Below are 14,268 nucleotides of genomic sequence, written 5' to 3' on the forward strand. Positions count from 1 at the left end.
GAATAATATGAATAAAGTCTTAATTTGGTTAGGTGCTGGGCGTGTTGAAACGCCAAATATCAACTTCGATAAATTCGAAACTGTGTTGTTGGTTGAAGCCCGTTTAGAACAGGTGGCAAAGCTTCGTAAACAATATAGTAAAGATAGTAAGGTCAAAATAGTTCACGGAGCAGTTTCTGATCTTGCTCAAAATTCTGGCTTTAATCGGTATTCTTTAGAAGAGTATTCCGCTTTTTCAGTAGCAACAGGCTTAAAAGAACTTTTCCCAGGATTAAAGGTGGAGGAGAGGGAAGAGGTAAATACTCAAGCTATTGCTGATGTGCTAAATGATTATATAGCTCAACCTGCTTCAATTACCTTGGTTTTGGATATACTTGACATAAATCACTTAATATTGGAATCTTTGATTAGCGTTGAAAGTTGGCAGAATATCAATACACTTTATTTACCTATTCCTGAGATTTCGTTTTACGAAAATGCCCAGCCTGCCTCTGAATTATTGTCCTTATTGCAGTCTCAAGGTTTCGGGCTGAGCACTATAGATAGCCTTGATCCAGATATTCCCGTTGCCGAGATGCATCGCAATCCCATGTGGTCTGAACTTGAATTGGTAAAAAAACAATTGCAGTTGCAAAAAGGACAGCATCAGAAGGAAATTCAAGAGTATAAAAGTCAATTGCTGGCTCAAAATAGTGACGCCGAGAAAGCGAAAAGGGATTTCACTCAATCTTTAGATAAACAGTCCGTTGAATTGAAAAAAATAGTCGAAACTAACAACAAGTATAAGTTAAAGTTGGAAGAGTCTAATCAACAAAAAACAAGCTTAGAAAAAAGGCTAGAAAGTGACAAGCTAGCATCTGAAACCAAAATAAAACAGCTTCAAATGGATAAACAACAATTAGTTGAAACACATGGAAAAGCTAAAGAAGAAAACGAGCAACAACATCAAACGTTGCTTAGTCAAATTAAAACGTTGACGGCTCAAGTGGAGCGGAAAACTACAAAAATTGAACTTTTAGTCAGTACTTTGGAAACTCAAAAAGCAGAGTCTGCAAAACAGTTTGAAACATTGCAGGCTGAAAAACAACAAACAGAGAGTGATATAGACGAATTGAACACAAAGTTCTCAGTATTGAAATCTGAGATGGCTTCACTTAAAACTGAACTCGAAGAACGAACTCAAAGGTATCAGGAAAGTAAAAAGTGGACAGAAGGGGTAAATGAATCGAATAGGGAGTTGATAAAAAGTATTGAAGCACTTGGGATAGAAAATAAAAGATTGGCTATAGAAAAAGAATCACTTATTAGCGAGCTTAATGTGGTTAAAAAAAGACAAAGCCAAACTATCTCTACATTAGAGCTAAACACAAGGTTAATGACTAAATTACAAAGTGATACAGGTCATTTACGTGAACAATTTAAAGAAAAAGTCAAATCAGAAGAAAAACTTAAAGCTCTTATTGCTGAACTTCATGAAAAGTTACAGCAGGCAGCAACCTTCTATCATAAACTTGAGCAGCAATATCCGGATCTGCTTTTAGAGAGTACTGAATCCCGATGAGTAAAGATTTGCAAAATATGCGTTTTAACTTGCAAATGGCGTTGGATACTCTTGATGCATCACCGTTAGTTTCTAAAGCTAAAGACACAGTTCTCGTTGATCCTAGAAAGCTTAATATTCGCGATGCTGATAGTCTAATTGCTCGTTGTGAAAACGTTGTCCGAAGTGGAGAATTAAATAACAAACCAACGTTAAGGCTTATACATCATTTTGCATGTAGTGGAGGTACATTAATTTCAAAGTGCCTTGCAGCGCTACCGAATGTTTTTCTGTTAAGTGAAGTACATCCAGAAACGACAAATCATTTAGGAGGAGGGAAGCCTAAATTTTTGCCTACAGACATTACCTCTTTGTCAAGGTATGCCGGAGTACCGAAAGTAAACGAGTTAGCGATTAAAATTTTCACTCAAAACATCAGATGTACATATCAGCATGTTGTTGAGTTGGGAGGATTGTTAATTTTAAGAGATCACTCTCATTCAGATTATTGTGTAGGACCGCGATTTGATGGTGATTCGAAAGTATACTCCGTACTCAAAACTGAATTCGATATTTTACGTCTCGTTACCATACGTCATCCTGTAGATGCATATATGTCATTGGTAAAAAATAACTGGGAACAACACGAACCTAAGGGCTTTGAAGAATATTGTAAACGTTTTCTTATATTCACCAGTCATTACCCTAAATCACAAATTGTTAAATATGAAGATGTGGTAAAGGACCCGAATAAATCAATTAAGGTTATCGCTAATAAGTTGAACCTCCCATTTACTAGTAATTTTATCGATATCTTCGATACCATGCTCGTCACTGGTGATAGCGGGCGCTCAGGTGCTGTAATAGAAGAACGGCCACGTCGTACGTTAACTTCAGGGCAAATTAAAATGGTTCAAGCTTCAAAATCATTTAAAAAAATAGCAAAAAAATTCGATTACAGAATACCAGAGGAAGTAGAATGATTAATGTATTTTTTCCTTATTATCAGTGTGGTGATAGAGATAGGCAGAAGGAAATTGACCTGTGTTTAGGTAAAAATGCAGAGAATGATTTAATTGATAACTTATTTGTAATAATTGATGATGGCTGTGAATGCCCTCTTGAAACTGAGAATATTCGAGTTATTAAAATAAATTTTCGTTTAACCTATAAAAAATGGTTGGAAATGACTGCAGAGTATTGTAAATCTGGAATTACAATGTTGTGTAATTCGGATATTTATTTTGATAGTTCATTAAACTGTATTAATAAGGTGTTGACGTCACCACAAAGCTTTATTGCTCTATCCCGTTGGGAGTTACTTGACAACACCACATCGATGCACCCAAATCCACACTGGTCTCAGGATACTTGGGCAATGAAAGTAGGTGAGAAAATTTCATCAGAGTTTATGCATCAATTGGATTTCCCTATGGGGGTGCCTCGCTGCGATAACAAGATTGCCTACTTATTTGCAGTACAAGGCTGGAAAATTTTTAATCCAGTAAACTTTCTAAAAAGTATTCACGCGCATGAAACACAAATGCGTACATATCATAAAAAATTGGATGATAGGATTTTAGGTGGTGTAGCTTATGTGTATCCGGGTAAAGCCATCGCCGAAGAAGCTCGCTTAGACATTGATGTGTGGGTAAAACGAAGCGGCAGTATTAATAAAGTCGTCATTAATAAATCCATGGAAAAATGGATCGCAGAAGAAGCAAAACAACAAGTAACCATTGAGCACCCCGATAAACTAATACTACCTGTATTCAACCTGTCCACTCCCAAAGAATTGGCTAACGCCATGCGTGGGCGCTCTGTGCTCGCGGCTTATAATATAAACTTTGAAGTGTTGGAGTATAATGAAGAGGTATTCTTTAAAAACTCCTATCAGATTAAGCAACATTATAAGCTTACGAAAGCTCAATACATGGCGCAACCTAAGCTTGCAGCGTTGGTTGGTCTTATTCCTCCTGTACTAACTAGTTATGTTAGCCATATTGCAAGCAAAGCAATAAACCCCGAAGATATTAACTTTTGGCAGTATCCCTGCGCTACAGAAAAGCAGGCATACGAAAATCACCTAGATTTAAAGTTGGGCGAACATGTCGACATTAAAAATAAAGTTGTTAATATTTATGTACCGCTTCCATGGGCAACCTATGTTGACAAAAAAGCTTTTCCTGAAACCTATTTAGCTAGAATCCAAGCACTGATCAGTTACTATAAAACTATTGCCACCGAAAATGCTTATACACTAAAAGTTCACTCCGTGTGCCAGCATATTCATTGGGTCAGAATGTTAGAAATGGCACAGAAAATTGGTATAACTGATTTTCATCTGTCTCACAAAGACTCAACTAGCGGCGAAAAGCAGCAAGAAATAGGAACAAACCTTACTTTACATGGTTGGCCATTAATAGCTGTGAATTATGTAACACAGGACCGTAGTGAGGGGATGGGTCGTAAGCCCATGGCAGAGCGCAAATTACTAGCTTCATTCATTGGGGCTCACATGCCTCACTACCGAGATGACAGCCGTGTAAAACTGTTTGAAGCAGCGACTTCCTGCGGCAGGCAAGATTTGTTTGTTGACTTGGGTAACGAGTGGCACTTCAACAAAGTGGTTTATGAAGAACAAGTGTTAAGCCGCGAAGTAGAAGCGCATCATATTGATGAGCATCATCAAAAAACATTTAGATATAACACTATATTGTCTGATTCAAAGTTTTCGCTTTGTCCAATTGGCGCAGGTCCTAATACATTGAGATTTTGGGAATCTATTGCGGTTGGCAGTATTCCAGTAATTTTTAGTACTGATTTGGCTATCTTAAATGAGAATAGTATTGGGAATGAGCTTTTGAAGCATGTCATTAGTTTAGACAAGATAGATGAAAAAATATTCGATGAGCTTCTTAATATTGATGATATTGAAAGTCGTAGTTCAGCATTAATTGAGCTTTATGAAACTATAGAAGGAAATATTTGTTTTGGTTAAAAAGGTTAAAATTTTGTGTTATGGGGCTAGTGTAACTGCTCAAAAAAAACAAAGTGGATACTTTACTCACTTACAGAAACATTTCGAAAATAAATCAAATTTTGAATTGTCCAAGTTGTCGTTTGGTGCAAGCCATTTTGATTATGCTGGTTATGGTTACGCCAAGCAAATGTTAGAGGAAAAGCCTGATATTGCCTTAATTGACTGGTTAACCCCTAGTATGAAGAAATTTAGTTTGGACAAAATTATTAACTTAAACAATGAGTTAATTAAGTTAGGTTGCTTACCTATTTGGGTGAATTTTCCCAGAAAAGATGACCTCAATTGTCAAAGGGAATGTTACACTCAAGTCAAAAAAGTGGCACTTAAGTCAGGCGCAATTTTTTTTGATTTAATTGAACAGTTAAGCGCTGAAAAAATAGAAAACGAATATTTAAGAGACATAGTACATACAACTGAATGTGGGGCAGAAAAATACGCATCAAAAATAATAGAGCTCATAGACTCTATTGTTATCTCTGATTTTGAGCTAAAGATTCTTCCGTTGGATAAGCCAATAGATATTTTTAGTATCTACGATATAGAATCACTTATTGATAAAGGTTCGCCCTTATTAATGAAAGTTATAAAAACAACGGATCTATCCCCTATAGAATTGCTTTTGAATACGAGAATTGGTCCAAACTCATGTTTTATTGATATTGAAATTTATGATGAAAGCGGTGTGCTGATTGAGACTAAAATAATTAATCCGACCGATCCTTGGTGCCATTATTCTAGAGATATGATTTTACCTACCGTAAGGCTACCTTATCTTAAAGAATCTTATTCTATAAAACTAAAACATGGTGGAGACAATGCTTTGGATGATGTCAAACTAAAAGGCGAAGTTCGGGAACCCTTAGAAGATAATAAGTTTATTCACATATATAATATTGCTTGCAATATGGAATTAGAGGTTGTTAAAAATGCCAATTAAGCCAGACAGTAAGTTGATATTTATACATGTACCTAAAACTGGTGGTTCATCAATAGAAAAAGAACTTGGTTTGCATCCTAGTGATGTCGTTGATAGTGACTACTTTCTTTCTGGTGGTAAAAAGCAGAAACAGCATTTGACGTTGGCTGAAATATTGAGTATCAAAAAAGATGATTTTGATTTATCTAAATTTACTGCAATTGGTATGGTAAGAAATCCAATTAATAGAATGGTTTCTGAATACAAGTGGCGTAAAAAAATAAACCATAACGTCATTAATGATTTAGATATTAATACTTTTGTTAAAAAGATTTTTGATGCCAAAAAACAAGGGGCTAAACTCGATAGCCATTTCACCCCGCAGTCCGATTTTTTTAAACTTGGATCGCAGTCTGCTTTAAAAGAGATAAAAATATTTAAGTTTGAAGATGGCTTTGATAAAGTCAGCCGATACTTATCTCTGTATCTAAAATGTTCAGATTTTAAGATTGGTAAAGTAAATCACACTGATCAAATTAAGCTCGACTGTGAGCTGCACTCTGAATCCGAAAGTTTAATTAAAGAAATGTACGAAGAAGACTTTGAAAAATTTTACAGGGAAGAATATGAGTTATAAACCAACATATACTTGGCCAAACCCCGCATTTCCATTTCGAGTTTATTTTGACTCACCTAATTGCAGAATATTTATAATTGAGAATATTCAACATAACTGGAATTGGTTGTCAGCCTACGCATCTAAAATAAAACCTACGGACTATTTCTTCGTCTATTGTGGTTGGTATCATAGTCCTCACTTCGCTGAGCAAGCCGATCAAATTTTTAAGGAGTTAAAGCTGTGTAAAGACAATTTTTTCATAATGTTTAACTCTCCAAAAGAGAAAGAAAATTTTCAGGAACTTGGGTTTGTTGGTGATGTTATTAACCATAATGCTTGGTTAGATGAGCATCTAGTTATGCAAGTGCTTCCATCTGCTGAGAAAGCTTACGACGCATTATATATCGCTAGGTTGAGCGCTTTTAAACGTCATGAATTGGCAGTTTATGTCAATAACTTAGCATTGGTTGCGGGTATTAACCATGGTAATCCGTTGAACGACAATTTACCGCCGTATAAATTTAAAAACGAATTACCTTTGAAGCCAGATGAAGTGTGCATTAAAATTAATGAGTCTAAATGTGGTTTAATTTTGTCAGCTATGGAAGGCGCTTGTTTTTCCTCTAGTGAATACTTACTTTGCGGTATCCCTGTTGTTTCTACTCACTGTGAAGGAGGGAGAGATGTTTGGTATACCAACTACAATTCATTGATTGTAGATCCTGACCCTAAAAAAATTAGTGAGGCCGTAGAGTATTTTGTGAAAAATCCTAGAAATCCATACAAAATCCGAAATGATCATATCGCTTTAGCGCAGGTCCATCGAAATAAGTTTATCGACGAACTGGGTAATATATTTTTTAAACATGGAATTGAAATAGATTCTAGAAAATATTTTGAAGAAAACTATTTTCATAAACTAAGAAAGTCATATGCCCCAGATTTTGACAAAATTTTTAGCTAATAGGTAAAATTATGTATCCTATAATAATGGTCTTATCCCATAGACGTTCAGGCACACATTTAACAATCGACTCAATAACAAATAACTTTGAAATATTTAATTCTGCAGAAAAAAAAGAATATTTTACTCTAGACCATGTTTTCAATAAGTCTAAATTTAAGAGCGATGAAGATATTTTAAATTTTCTAGATATATTAGTAACCAGTCCAACAGTTCTAAAATCTCATTCAATCAATGACATAACACGATACTTTAATAACTGCTCATCTTTAGTTAGGAATAGAGTTTCTGAAATTTTTGAAAATTCCCATAAAGTTTATGTTTATCGAGATGGACGAGATGTAATGGTTTCCCTTTATCATTATCAGAAATCTTTTAATGAAAAAACTCGGGAACAAACGTTTTCTCAATTTTTACGAGATCCTTGTGGCTACGATAAGCATTGCCATGCTGGTAAAATTTACAGTAAACCAGGTTTCTGGGGAGAGCACGTTAATAGTTGGTTAAGTGATGAGAATGTTGAAGGGGTTAGGTATCAAGACTTTATTGAAGATTCAGAGTCTGTTTTAAAGCGAATCTCTTCCAGAACTAATTTTAAATTAGTTGATGAATTAGTAGATTTAACAATGCGTAAAGATGGTGAAAATTTGGTAAGAAAAAATCAACGTTTGATAAACAAGAGAACTTCGGTTTCTTTCCGAGGCGGGAGAGTAGGTGACTGGTCATCAACTTTTTCAGACGAAGATGTTGTCTACTTTCAGGAAGAATTGAATTTAGTTTCTTCTTCTCTAAACAAAATATTGGACTAAATTATGGATGTATCCCGAAAAGTAATATTCGATATCGGTTTTAATAAGTGCGGTACTAGAACTGTTAATGCAATGATGAAAAAAGCAGGCTATGTAGCCAAGCATTGGCGTGGGGGAGAACTCGCTTTAGATGTTAAATATGCTTACGAAAATAACGATATACCGTTGAAGCAGTTTCCTAAAACTGATTTTTTTTCTGATATGGTTAGTGAGAAGCCAGGCTCTTTTTTTGAAGCTTATAAGTGCTTTAAATTTTTAGCTGAATCCTACCCAAATTCACTTTTTATAATTACTGAAAGAAACGTAGACGCTTGGATAAAAAGCCGGATTAACCACGGTAATGGACATAGTGTAAACTGTTATAAAAAGCAATTTGGTTTTTCGACACTAGACGAGGTGGAAAAATTTTGGCGAGAAGACTGGGAATCACATCGAGCAAATGTTGACGCATATTTTTCGAATGAAGAGCGTAAACATAGGTTATTAAAGTTAAATATTGAAACTCCAGATTTTAAAGCAATTTCTACATTTTTAGATAAAAAAATTACTTCTGATTATTGGGGTCATGAAGGGAAAACTAAGAAATGATACATATTGGTGTTTTATTACGTTGAATATATTAAATAGCTACAATTTTCTAAAAAGAAAACATATCGATTTACCCCGAAAGCGAAATAAAAATAAATTCGAGAAATACGTTGAAGTAGGGGATATGGTAAAGGAGCTTAACGATGTATACGTAATGTCTCCTACCGGATTAATTTTAGATAGTGAATTCAATCCTATATACAGTACGGCAAATGAAATTATTTACTGGGTTGGCAAGCCTAAACGTTTTCCAGAGCAGTTGAAATTGCATGGTAGAGACTACCTGAGACAGAAAGATGTATGGCTACAAAGAGCCAAGTTACATTTAGAAAGTCAGATTGATCATTGTAAGAAAAATATCGTTAATTGCGAGTATGACGCATTAATCTATGCTTCCAGTGCTACGGAAAAATTAGTGTTTGGCCATTTCTATGACATGATACAAAGACTATACCAAATTAACCTTCCTGAGTTTCAAGAGCTTAAGCTTTTAGTTTCGTCACCTTCACGAATTCTAGACTTTGAAAGATTTCTAAGTCTTTTGGGGTTTAAAAGTGGGTATGTTAGTCGTCCCAAGGGGCCATCTTTACTTAAAGTTAAAAGGTTAATTGTTCCTGAAATGAGTGTTGGACCGGCGGGAATGGCCGAAGATGTGCAAGCCTGGTTGTTTGATAAATTAATTCTTTCAAATAGTGCTGTTGATAAAAGTGGAAAGAACAGAATCAATCTCTACTTGGACCGTTCTAGTGTTGTTAGAAAAAATAACAGGAACTTTTCAAATGCTAGTGAGGTTGATGATTTTTTGAAGAGTAGAGGATTCGTCTCACATAGGGACTTTAAAACATTGGATGAAGTGTTAAATGCTTACTACAATGCCAGAATTGTAATTGGAGGACATGGGGCTGCATTTATTAATTGCATTTACTGTAATCAAGACACGAATATATATGAATTTGTAGCTTCAAATCGTTTAGTCTCTGCTTTATCTAAAATGCCAAAGCAAACTAAGGAGCATTGGTTATTTGAGATGCAAGCAAATCATAATCATAGCTTTGATATGGATCTAAACTTTTTAAATGGGCTTTTTGCTGGGGATATAAATCCTGCTAGTTTTAATAAATCCTAGTGAAATACTATGAATTTGAAAAATGATCTATTAGATTTTATAAAGCTAAGCAGTTACAAGTCTGATATCACTAATAGTGGGATGGAGGTAACTTCGTTTGAGAAATCAAAGTTTTCGTTAGTACCTAAAACTGCAAAGTTTTTTGTTTTTGAGAATGTTATTGTAGACAGGAAAACAGGAGTTATCTTGAATTCTAACTTTGCACCCATCTTAGAAACGCTAGATGAGATGCTTTTTTGGAATCCAACTTTAAATTTAGGTATTCTTGGTTGTAATAAGTTATTTGAAGATGCGATATCTCGAAAACTAGATAAGTTATTAGATAATATAAATGAAATTAGAGAAGGGTATTTAGATAAACCCTTCACTTTAGACTCCAATATTAATTATATTTATTTAATGCACGCTTTTGGTTGGTACCCTTATGGCCATTTACATGATTCAATTCAGAGAGCTTTTTGGTTCCGTGATAACTTAGAAAATACAGTTGCTATATGTTCAAAGACTAGGAAATTAGTTGACTTTGAATTACACCTCCAAGCAGCTGGCATTAAATCTTATATAGATCCGAATACTCTTCCAAGGTTTTTTAAAGTACCTAAAATGCTTTACGGAACTAATCCTGCCGCTCTAACTTCATTTATACCAGAGAGTTATAATTGGCTGATTGATGGATATAACTCTCTGTTTCGCCAAGAAGTTACTACTAATAAGAGAATATATTTATCTAGAAACCACGTAAAAACCGGTAAGAGAGGTGTAATTAATGAAGCTGAATTGATTGCTTTTTTAAGAAATCGAGGCTTCATTATTTTTTACGGCTCTGAAAGTCTAAAAACAACTTATACGTTATTTTCTAATGCTGATTTAGTTATAAGTTCACATGGGTCGGCACTAGTTAATACTATTTTTTGTCAAAACTATTGTCGAATAGTTGAGTTTTGCCCTGATAATAGGGTTGATTTATCATTTAAGAAGAAATTTAAGCGGGCTGAGAATTATGAACATTACGTTGTTAAATCCGATAGTGATTATAATATAAATATTGAACTTGATTTCTTAGCGGCTTTACTTGAATAGTGAAATACGCTAATGCTTATTAAATTAGATTTGGGATGATTTATGTCAAACATAGAGCTAGCAACGAAATCTATCCAAAATTTTAGTCTTGATGAATCTGAATACTCAGAAACTTCTGATCGAACAAATATAATTGGGAGTGGAAAAGTATTTGTAAAGGATAGTGATAGTCTTGTGAAAGTAAGCATAAATTTTACAAATACGAAAGGGGGAAGAGTTTTTTTAGGTAGAAATCTGAATGGCAAAGTTAAAGTTATTGTGAAAGGTAATGATTCTGTTTTATTCATAGGAGATAATTGTTCTTTAACTAGCTTAACTATTCGCTCTATTCAAAATAGTGACTTCATCGCCATAGGTAATCATATTTTATCGGCTGGGAGTAATCTTTGGGTTTCTGGTAATGGAGCAGGTCAAACCAATCCGGCAATAATAATTGGTGATGACTGTATGTTTTCTTTTAATGTGGTAATTAGAAACTCTGATGCCCATCCGATATTTGATTTAGAGTCGGGTACTCAAATTAATCAGCCGTCAAAAAGTGTATTTATAGAGCCGCATGTATGGGTAGGTCAACAGGTAACGATACTAAAATCTGTTACTATTGGTGCATGTTCTATAGTGGGGCTAGGTAGCATTGTTACTAAGGATGTTCCACGCTTTTCTATTGCAACAGGTGTTCCTGCTATTTCTAAAGTGAATAAGCAGATTTTTTGGGCGAAAGATGAAGGCGATTTATCTAAAAATATAGCTAAGTCGTACACAGAAAAATATTTAGCTCTGTCTAGTTAAGGCCAACCTCTACTGACTTGTCGTATCGATTTTTTGTTTGTCTATAGGTTTTTAGTCATATATTTATTTTAAGACTTTGTGCTACTGTGTATTTAAGGTGTTTTATTCGGGTATTGATTAATTTTAATTAATAGTTGATAGGGTGTTATTAGCAAAGTTTGGATGCGGCTAGAATGAGTCTTTTCTTAGCGCTCTAAAGTTAAAAACTCTGTTTTTGAGCAAAGAGTTTTATTATTTTACAGTGCGACACTAACTTAGTTAGTTATCAGATATAACTGAAAGTTACATCTATTCTTGGTTTTGTTATTCGGTTAATTATGAGTGTATTAGGATGATGCTATAGTCGCAATGTTTGTCTGTACCTTCAAATATGATAGGGTCTTTTTTGTGCTTATGAGTTAGGTCTAAGGGAAAAACGTTTTGTTAGTGAGCCATAGAAAAAAGTTTATTTTTGTTAAGACATCTAAAACAGCTGGAACATCTGTTGAATCTTATTTTGAAAAATACTGTTTAGCAGAGGGAAGTTGGGAAGAGCAGCATGACAGAGACCAGCATATAAGTAGCTTTGGTCTTGTTGGGGGCCGCGGAAGTGGTAAGCATGATATTCTTCATAGTCACATGCCAGCCAGTTCAATTCGAAAATTAGTAACAAACGAACAATGGGATGAGTATTTTAAATTTTCAGTTATTAGAAACCCATTTGATAGACTGGTGTCTCGATATTTTTTTAAGAAGTATAAAAATAATGAGGATGTTGGTAAATTAAGTAAAGATGAACTCAGGCGTGATTTCGAGAAGGTAGTTAGAGGTCAAAATTTTTCTATTATAAACACTCTTTCTTTGAATAAAGAAGTTAGTATGGATTATTTAATCCGCTATGAAAATTTACTTGATGGAATTCAGTATGTTTGCAATAGAATTAATGTTGCATTTGTTCCAGAAGCTATTCCATTTTTTAAATCTGGTATAAGGAAAAAAATGATTAAATCTAAAGATTTATACTCAGATAAGTTAATTGATTATGTGAATAAAAATTATGCTGAGGAGATGTCATTGTTTGGCTATGAGTATTTAGATTGAGTTCAGAGGGCTTATAGGTGTAGCAGCTCAGGCTTGCCCTAACTGTGAACAGCATTTTTGGTGGGGAGGTAAGCATAGTAAGCTGAGCGGGCTAACAATAAGCATCTGATAAAGGTTAAATACTCAATGTGCCGACAGAAGTTACTTAAAGTTTTCTAGGTTTTCTTTCTCAGGTGAGTACTGGAATTTTTAATTCTTTTCATCCTTAGCAGCCCAGGTTTTTCATCAGCACCACTCTTACGATGAACGTCGTCCCATACTCTAATCCGATGATGATCAACGTAGATATTCTGTTCTGCAAGATTATTTAATGGAATGTGCTGATTGTCTGGTGCTCACACACCATAGCACTCAGCAAGTGAGCCCACAATTTTTGCGAAGTCATGTATTTGGCATATAAGAGGGGGATACATGGCCATTGATCTAGTTTTCTTCTTTTTAGCCTGCTAGGTTTAAAGCTTTTGCTGCGATCCTGCAAGTGTATTTAATTCAAGCGGTCCTTCTTAAGTCTATACCTTCTTACTACTATAATCTATTACGTGAAATTATAGAATCAGATATTCCATGTTTCGGGTGGGTAATACCCTGATCCTTTGCAGCATTAACGCGGCTTCAACCATGATTTTTTCAGAGGATAGCTAAACTCAGTCAAATCTTGCTGGGTTCTGATCTTTGTAGCCGCATTTTATTAAAAGCTCCAGGTTGCTAGTTGTTTATCTGCCCATCCTCCAAACCTTTAAGAGTAAATTATGATAGGCACTTAAACGAAATTAGTTATCTTCTCATTTAAAACTATCCCCCTCAAAATATGAATTACAGCTTCAAGTCAATATTATCTTTGTACTTATCCACTAACGAATTTTTATAGACGTTACTAAGCTTCCCATAGCTGTTGTCATACATTGTAACTTTTTTACCTAATAGCAAGCCAGCTATACAAACATGTAAGCGGTCTGAGACGATTTCATCGAATGGAAGCAAATACATAAACATAAAATTCACGTCTTCGAATACTAAGTCTTTAATAATTGCATGCTTACTTAATACAGCCGCTCCTCTATTGGTTCGTAATGAGGACACGTCAATATTTTTATGATGCTTTTCTACTTTAAAGTTTTCAGTTTTTTCCCTGTCTTCTCTAATCGCATATAGGGTGCCACATGATTTACCTTTCAATACTTTTCTAAGGTTTCTCATGCCTTTAAATTTAGCATCTTGGAGATCTATATACAGAGCAGCGTCATGAGATAAAAAGACGTTTTGCTTTGGCAGCGCTTTATTAATTGATTTGAGAGTCTCTTGTTCACGACAAAAGAAATAAATTTCAAGATCCAACGATTTTAAATGCTTCTCCATGCCAAAAGAAGATGAGGGTAATATCACGACTTTGGCACCGGGTACTTTTCGGGCTAGATGTTCCAAAAGGGACTTAACACTGTTATACAGAGGAATATAATTACCTCCTCCCATTATCACATATAGTTCGTTTCCTTTAGCTTCAGAATCGTATTGCTCTGAGCCTACGCGATAAGCAATATCTCTGTTTTCTAGGCATTGAATAGTTGCAGCTACGATAAGAGTGTCACCTAAATTACCAGGTGAACCAAATAAAACTACATCTAGATCCTCCTGTGTAACCTTACTTTTTATCCAATCAAATGGATTCACTATTTCTTCTTTCTCAAACATTTTTCTTACCTTAGCAAACATCGTT

General features: G+C 34.8%; 13 protein-coding genes. 12 read left to right on the forward strand and 1 reads right to left on the reverse strand.

The window, feature by feature from the left end:
* The first annotated feature begins 7 nt into the window (after window positions 1-7).
* The 12 genes from EOK74_RS02910 to EOK74_RS02965 all read left to right on the forward strand — a co-directional run bounded on the left by EOK74_RS02910 (window position 8) and on the right by EOK74_RS02965 (window position 12,554).
* A complete protein-coding gene (locus EOK74_RS02910) occupies window positions 8-1,561 on the forward strand; it encodes a coiled-coil domain-containing protein (protein WP_133468406.1) in 1,554 nt (517 codons plus the stop codon).
* Window positions 1,558-2,523 carry a sulfotransferase family protein gene (locus EOK74_RS02915; RefSeq protein WP_133468407.1) on the forward strand — a complete coding sequence of 322 codons (966 nt, stop codon included), beginning with the start codon at window positions 1,558-1,560 and terminating at the stop codon, window positions 2,521-2,523. Before EOK74_RS02910 ends, EOK74_RS02915 begins: the two co-directional genes overlap by 4 nt.
* Window positions 2,520-4,541 carry an exostosin domain-containing protein gene (locus EOK74_RS02920; protein WP_133468408.1) on the forward strand — a complete coding sequence of 674 codons (2,022 nt, stop codon included), beginning with the start codon at window positions 2,520-2,522 and terminating at the stop codon, window positions 4,539-4,541. Before EOK74_RS02915 ends, EOK74_RS02920 begins: the two co-directional genes overlap by 4 nt.
* The gene (locus EOK74_RS02925; RefSeq protein WP_133468409.1) at window positions 4,534-5,520 is read left to right on the forward strand and encodes a hypothetical protein; all 987 of its coding nucleotides are present in this window, start codon (window positions 4,534-4,536) and stop codon (window positions 5,518-5,520) included. Before EOK74_RS02920 ends, EOK74_RS02925 begins: the two co-directional genes overlap by 8 nt.
* A complete protein-coding gene (locus tag EOK74_RS02930; RefSeq protein ID WP_133468410.1) occupies window positions 5,510-6,136 on the forward strand; it encodes a sulfotransferase family 2 domain-containing protein in 627 nt (208 codons plus the stop codon). Before EOK74_RS02925 ends, EOK74_RS02930 begins: the two co-directional genes overlap by 11 nt.
* A complete protein-coding gene (locus tag EOK74_RS02935) occupies window positions 6,126-7,082 on the forward strand; it encodes a glycosyltransferase (RefSeq protein WP_133468411.1) in 957 nt (318 codons plus the stop codon). The genes EOK74_RS02930 and EOK74_RS02935 overlap by 11 nt, the downstream gene beginning before the upstream one ends.
* Before the next feature lie 11 nt (window positions 7,083-7,093).
* The gene (locus EOK74_RS02940) at window positions 7,094-7,891 is read left to right on the forward strand and encodes a sulfotransferase domain-containing protein (RefSeq protein WP_133468412.1); all 798 of its coding nucleotides are present in this window, start codon (window positions 7,094-7,096) and stop codon (window positions 7,889-7,891) included.
* Between the two features lie 3 nt (window positions 7,892-7,894).
* Window positions 7,895-8,479 (forward strand): sulfotransferase, encoded by a 585-nt coding sequence (locus EOK74_RS02945; protein WP_133468413.1) that lies wholly within the window; start codon window positions 7,895-7,897, stop codon window positions 8,477-8,479.
* Window positions 8,457-9,605, forward strand: coding sequence for a glycosyltransferase 61 family protein (locus EOK74_RS02950; protein WP_133468414.1), 1,149 nt, complete (start codon window positions 8,457-8,459; stop codon window positions 9,603-9,605). The genes EOK74_RS02945 and EOK74_RS02950 overlap by 23 nt, the downstream gene beginning before the upstream one ends.
* A 9-nt stretch (window positions 9,606-9,614) precedes the next feature.
* Window positions 9,615-10,685: a glycosyltransferase 61 family protein gene (locus EOK74_RS02955; protein ID WP_133468415.1), complete on the forward strand. Its 1,071-nt coding sequence runs from the start codon at window positions 9,615-9,617 to the stop codon at window positions 10,683-10,685.
* 42 nt (window positions 10,686-10,727) lie between these two features.
* On the forward strand, window positions 10,728-11,474 hold the full coding sequence (locus tag EOK74_RS02960) for an acyltransferase (RefSeq protein WP_133468416.1): 747 nt from the start codon (window positions 10,728-10,730) through the stop codon (window positions 11,472-11,474).
* 426 nt (window positions 11,475-11,900) lie between these two features.
* Window positions 11,901-12,554, forward strand: coding sequence for a sulfotransferase family 2 domain-containing protein (locus EOK74_RS02965; protein ID WP_166638701.1), 654 nt, complete (start codon window positions 11,901-11,903; stop codon window positions 12,552-12,554).
* A gap of 813 nt (window positions 12,555-13,367) precedes the next feature.
* Here the strand turns inward: EOK74_RS02965 and EOK74_RS02970 are convergent.
* Entirely contained in the window at window positions 13,368-14,243 is an 876-nt protein-coding gene (locus EOK74_RS02970) for a polysaccharide pyruvyl transferase family protein (protein WP_166638702.1), read from the reverse strand.
* Between the last annotated feature and the right edge of the window lie 25 nt (window positions 14,244-14,268).

This window comes from Paraglaciecola marina (assembly GCF_004360155.1).
Taxonomy (GTDB): Bacteria; Pseudomonadota; Gammaproteobacteria; order Enterobacterales; family Alteromonadaceae; genus Paraglaciecola; species Paraglaciecola marina.

Excerpts from the sequence above, each read along its gene's own strand:
- EOK74_RS02950 (WP_133468414.1), top strand. The coding sequence starts at position 8,457 with ATGAAGGGAAAACTAAGAAATGATACATATTGGTGTTTTATTACGTTG.
- EOK74_RS02910 (WP_133468406.1), top strand. The coding sequence starts at position 8 with ATGAATAAAGTCTTAATTTGGTTAGGTGCTGGGCGTGTTGAAACGCCA.
- EOK74_RS02915 (WP_133468407.1), top strand. The coding sequence starts at position 1,558 with ATGAGTAAAGATTTGCAAAATATGCGTTTTAACTTGCAAATGGCGTTG.
- EOK74_RS02955 (WP_133468415.1), top strand. The coding sequence starts at position 9,615 with ATGAATTTGAAAAATGATCTATTAGATTTTATAAAGCTAAGCAGTTAC.
- EOK74_RS02970 (WP_166638702.1), bottom strand. The coding sequence starts at position 14,243 with ATGTTTGAGAAAGAAGAAATAGTGAATCCATTTGATTGGATAAAAAGT.
- EOK74_RS02920 (WP_133468408.1), top strand. The coding sequence starts at position 2,520 with ATGATTAATGTATTTTTTCCTTATTATCAGTGTGGTGATAGAGATAGG.
- EOK74_RS02930 (WP_133468410.1), top strand. The coding sequence starts at position 5,510 with ATGCCAATTAAGCCAGACAGTAAGTTGATATTTATACATGTACCTAAA.
- EOK74_RS02940 (WP_133468412.1), top strand. The coding sequence starts at position 7,094 with ATGTATCCTATAATAATGGTCTTATCCCATAGACGTTCAGGCACACAT.
- EOK74_RS02945 (WP_133468413.1), top strand. The coding sequence starts at position 7,895 with ATGGATGTATCCCGAAAAGTAATATTCGATATCGGTTTTAATAAGTGC.
- EOK74_RS02960 (WP_133468416.1), top strand. The coding sequence starts at position 10,728 with ATGTCAAACATAGAGCTAGCAACGAAATCTATCCAAAATTTTAGTCTT.
- EOK74_RS02935 (WP_133468411.1), top strand. The coding sequence starts at position 6,126 with ATGAGTTATAAACCAACATATACTTGGCCAAACCCCGCATTTCCATTT.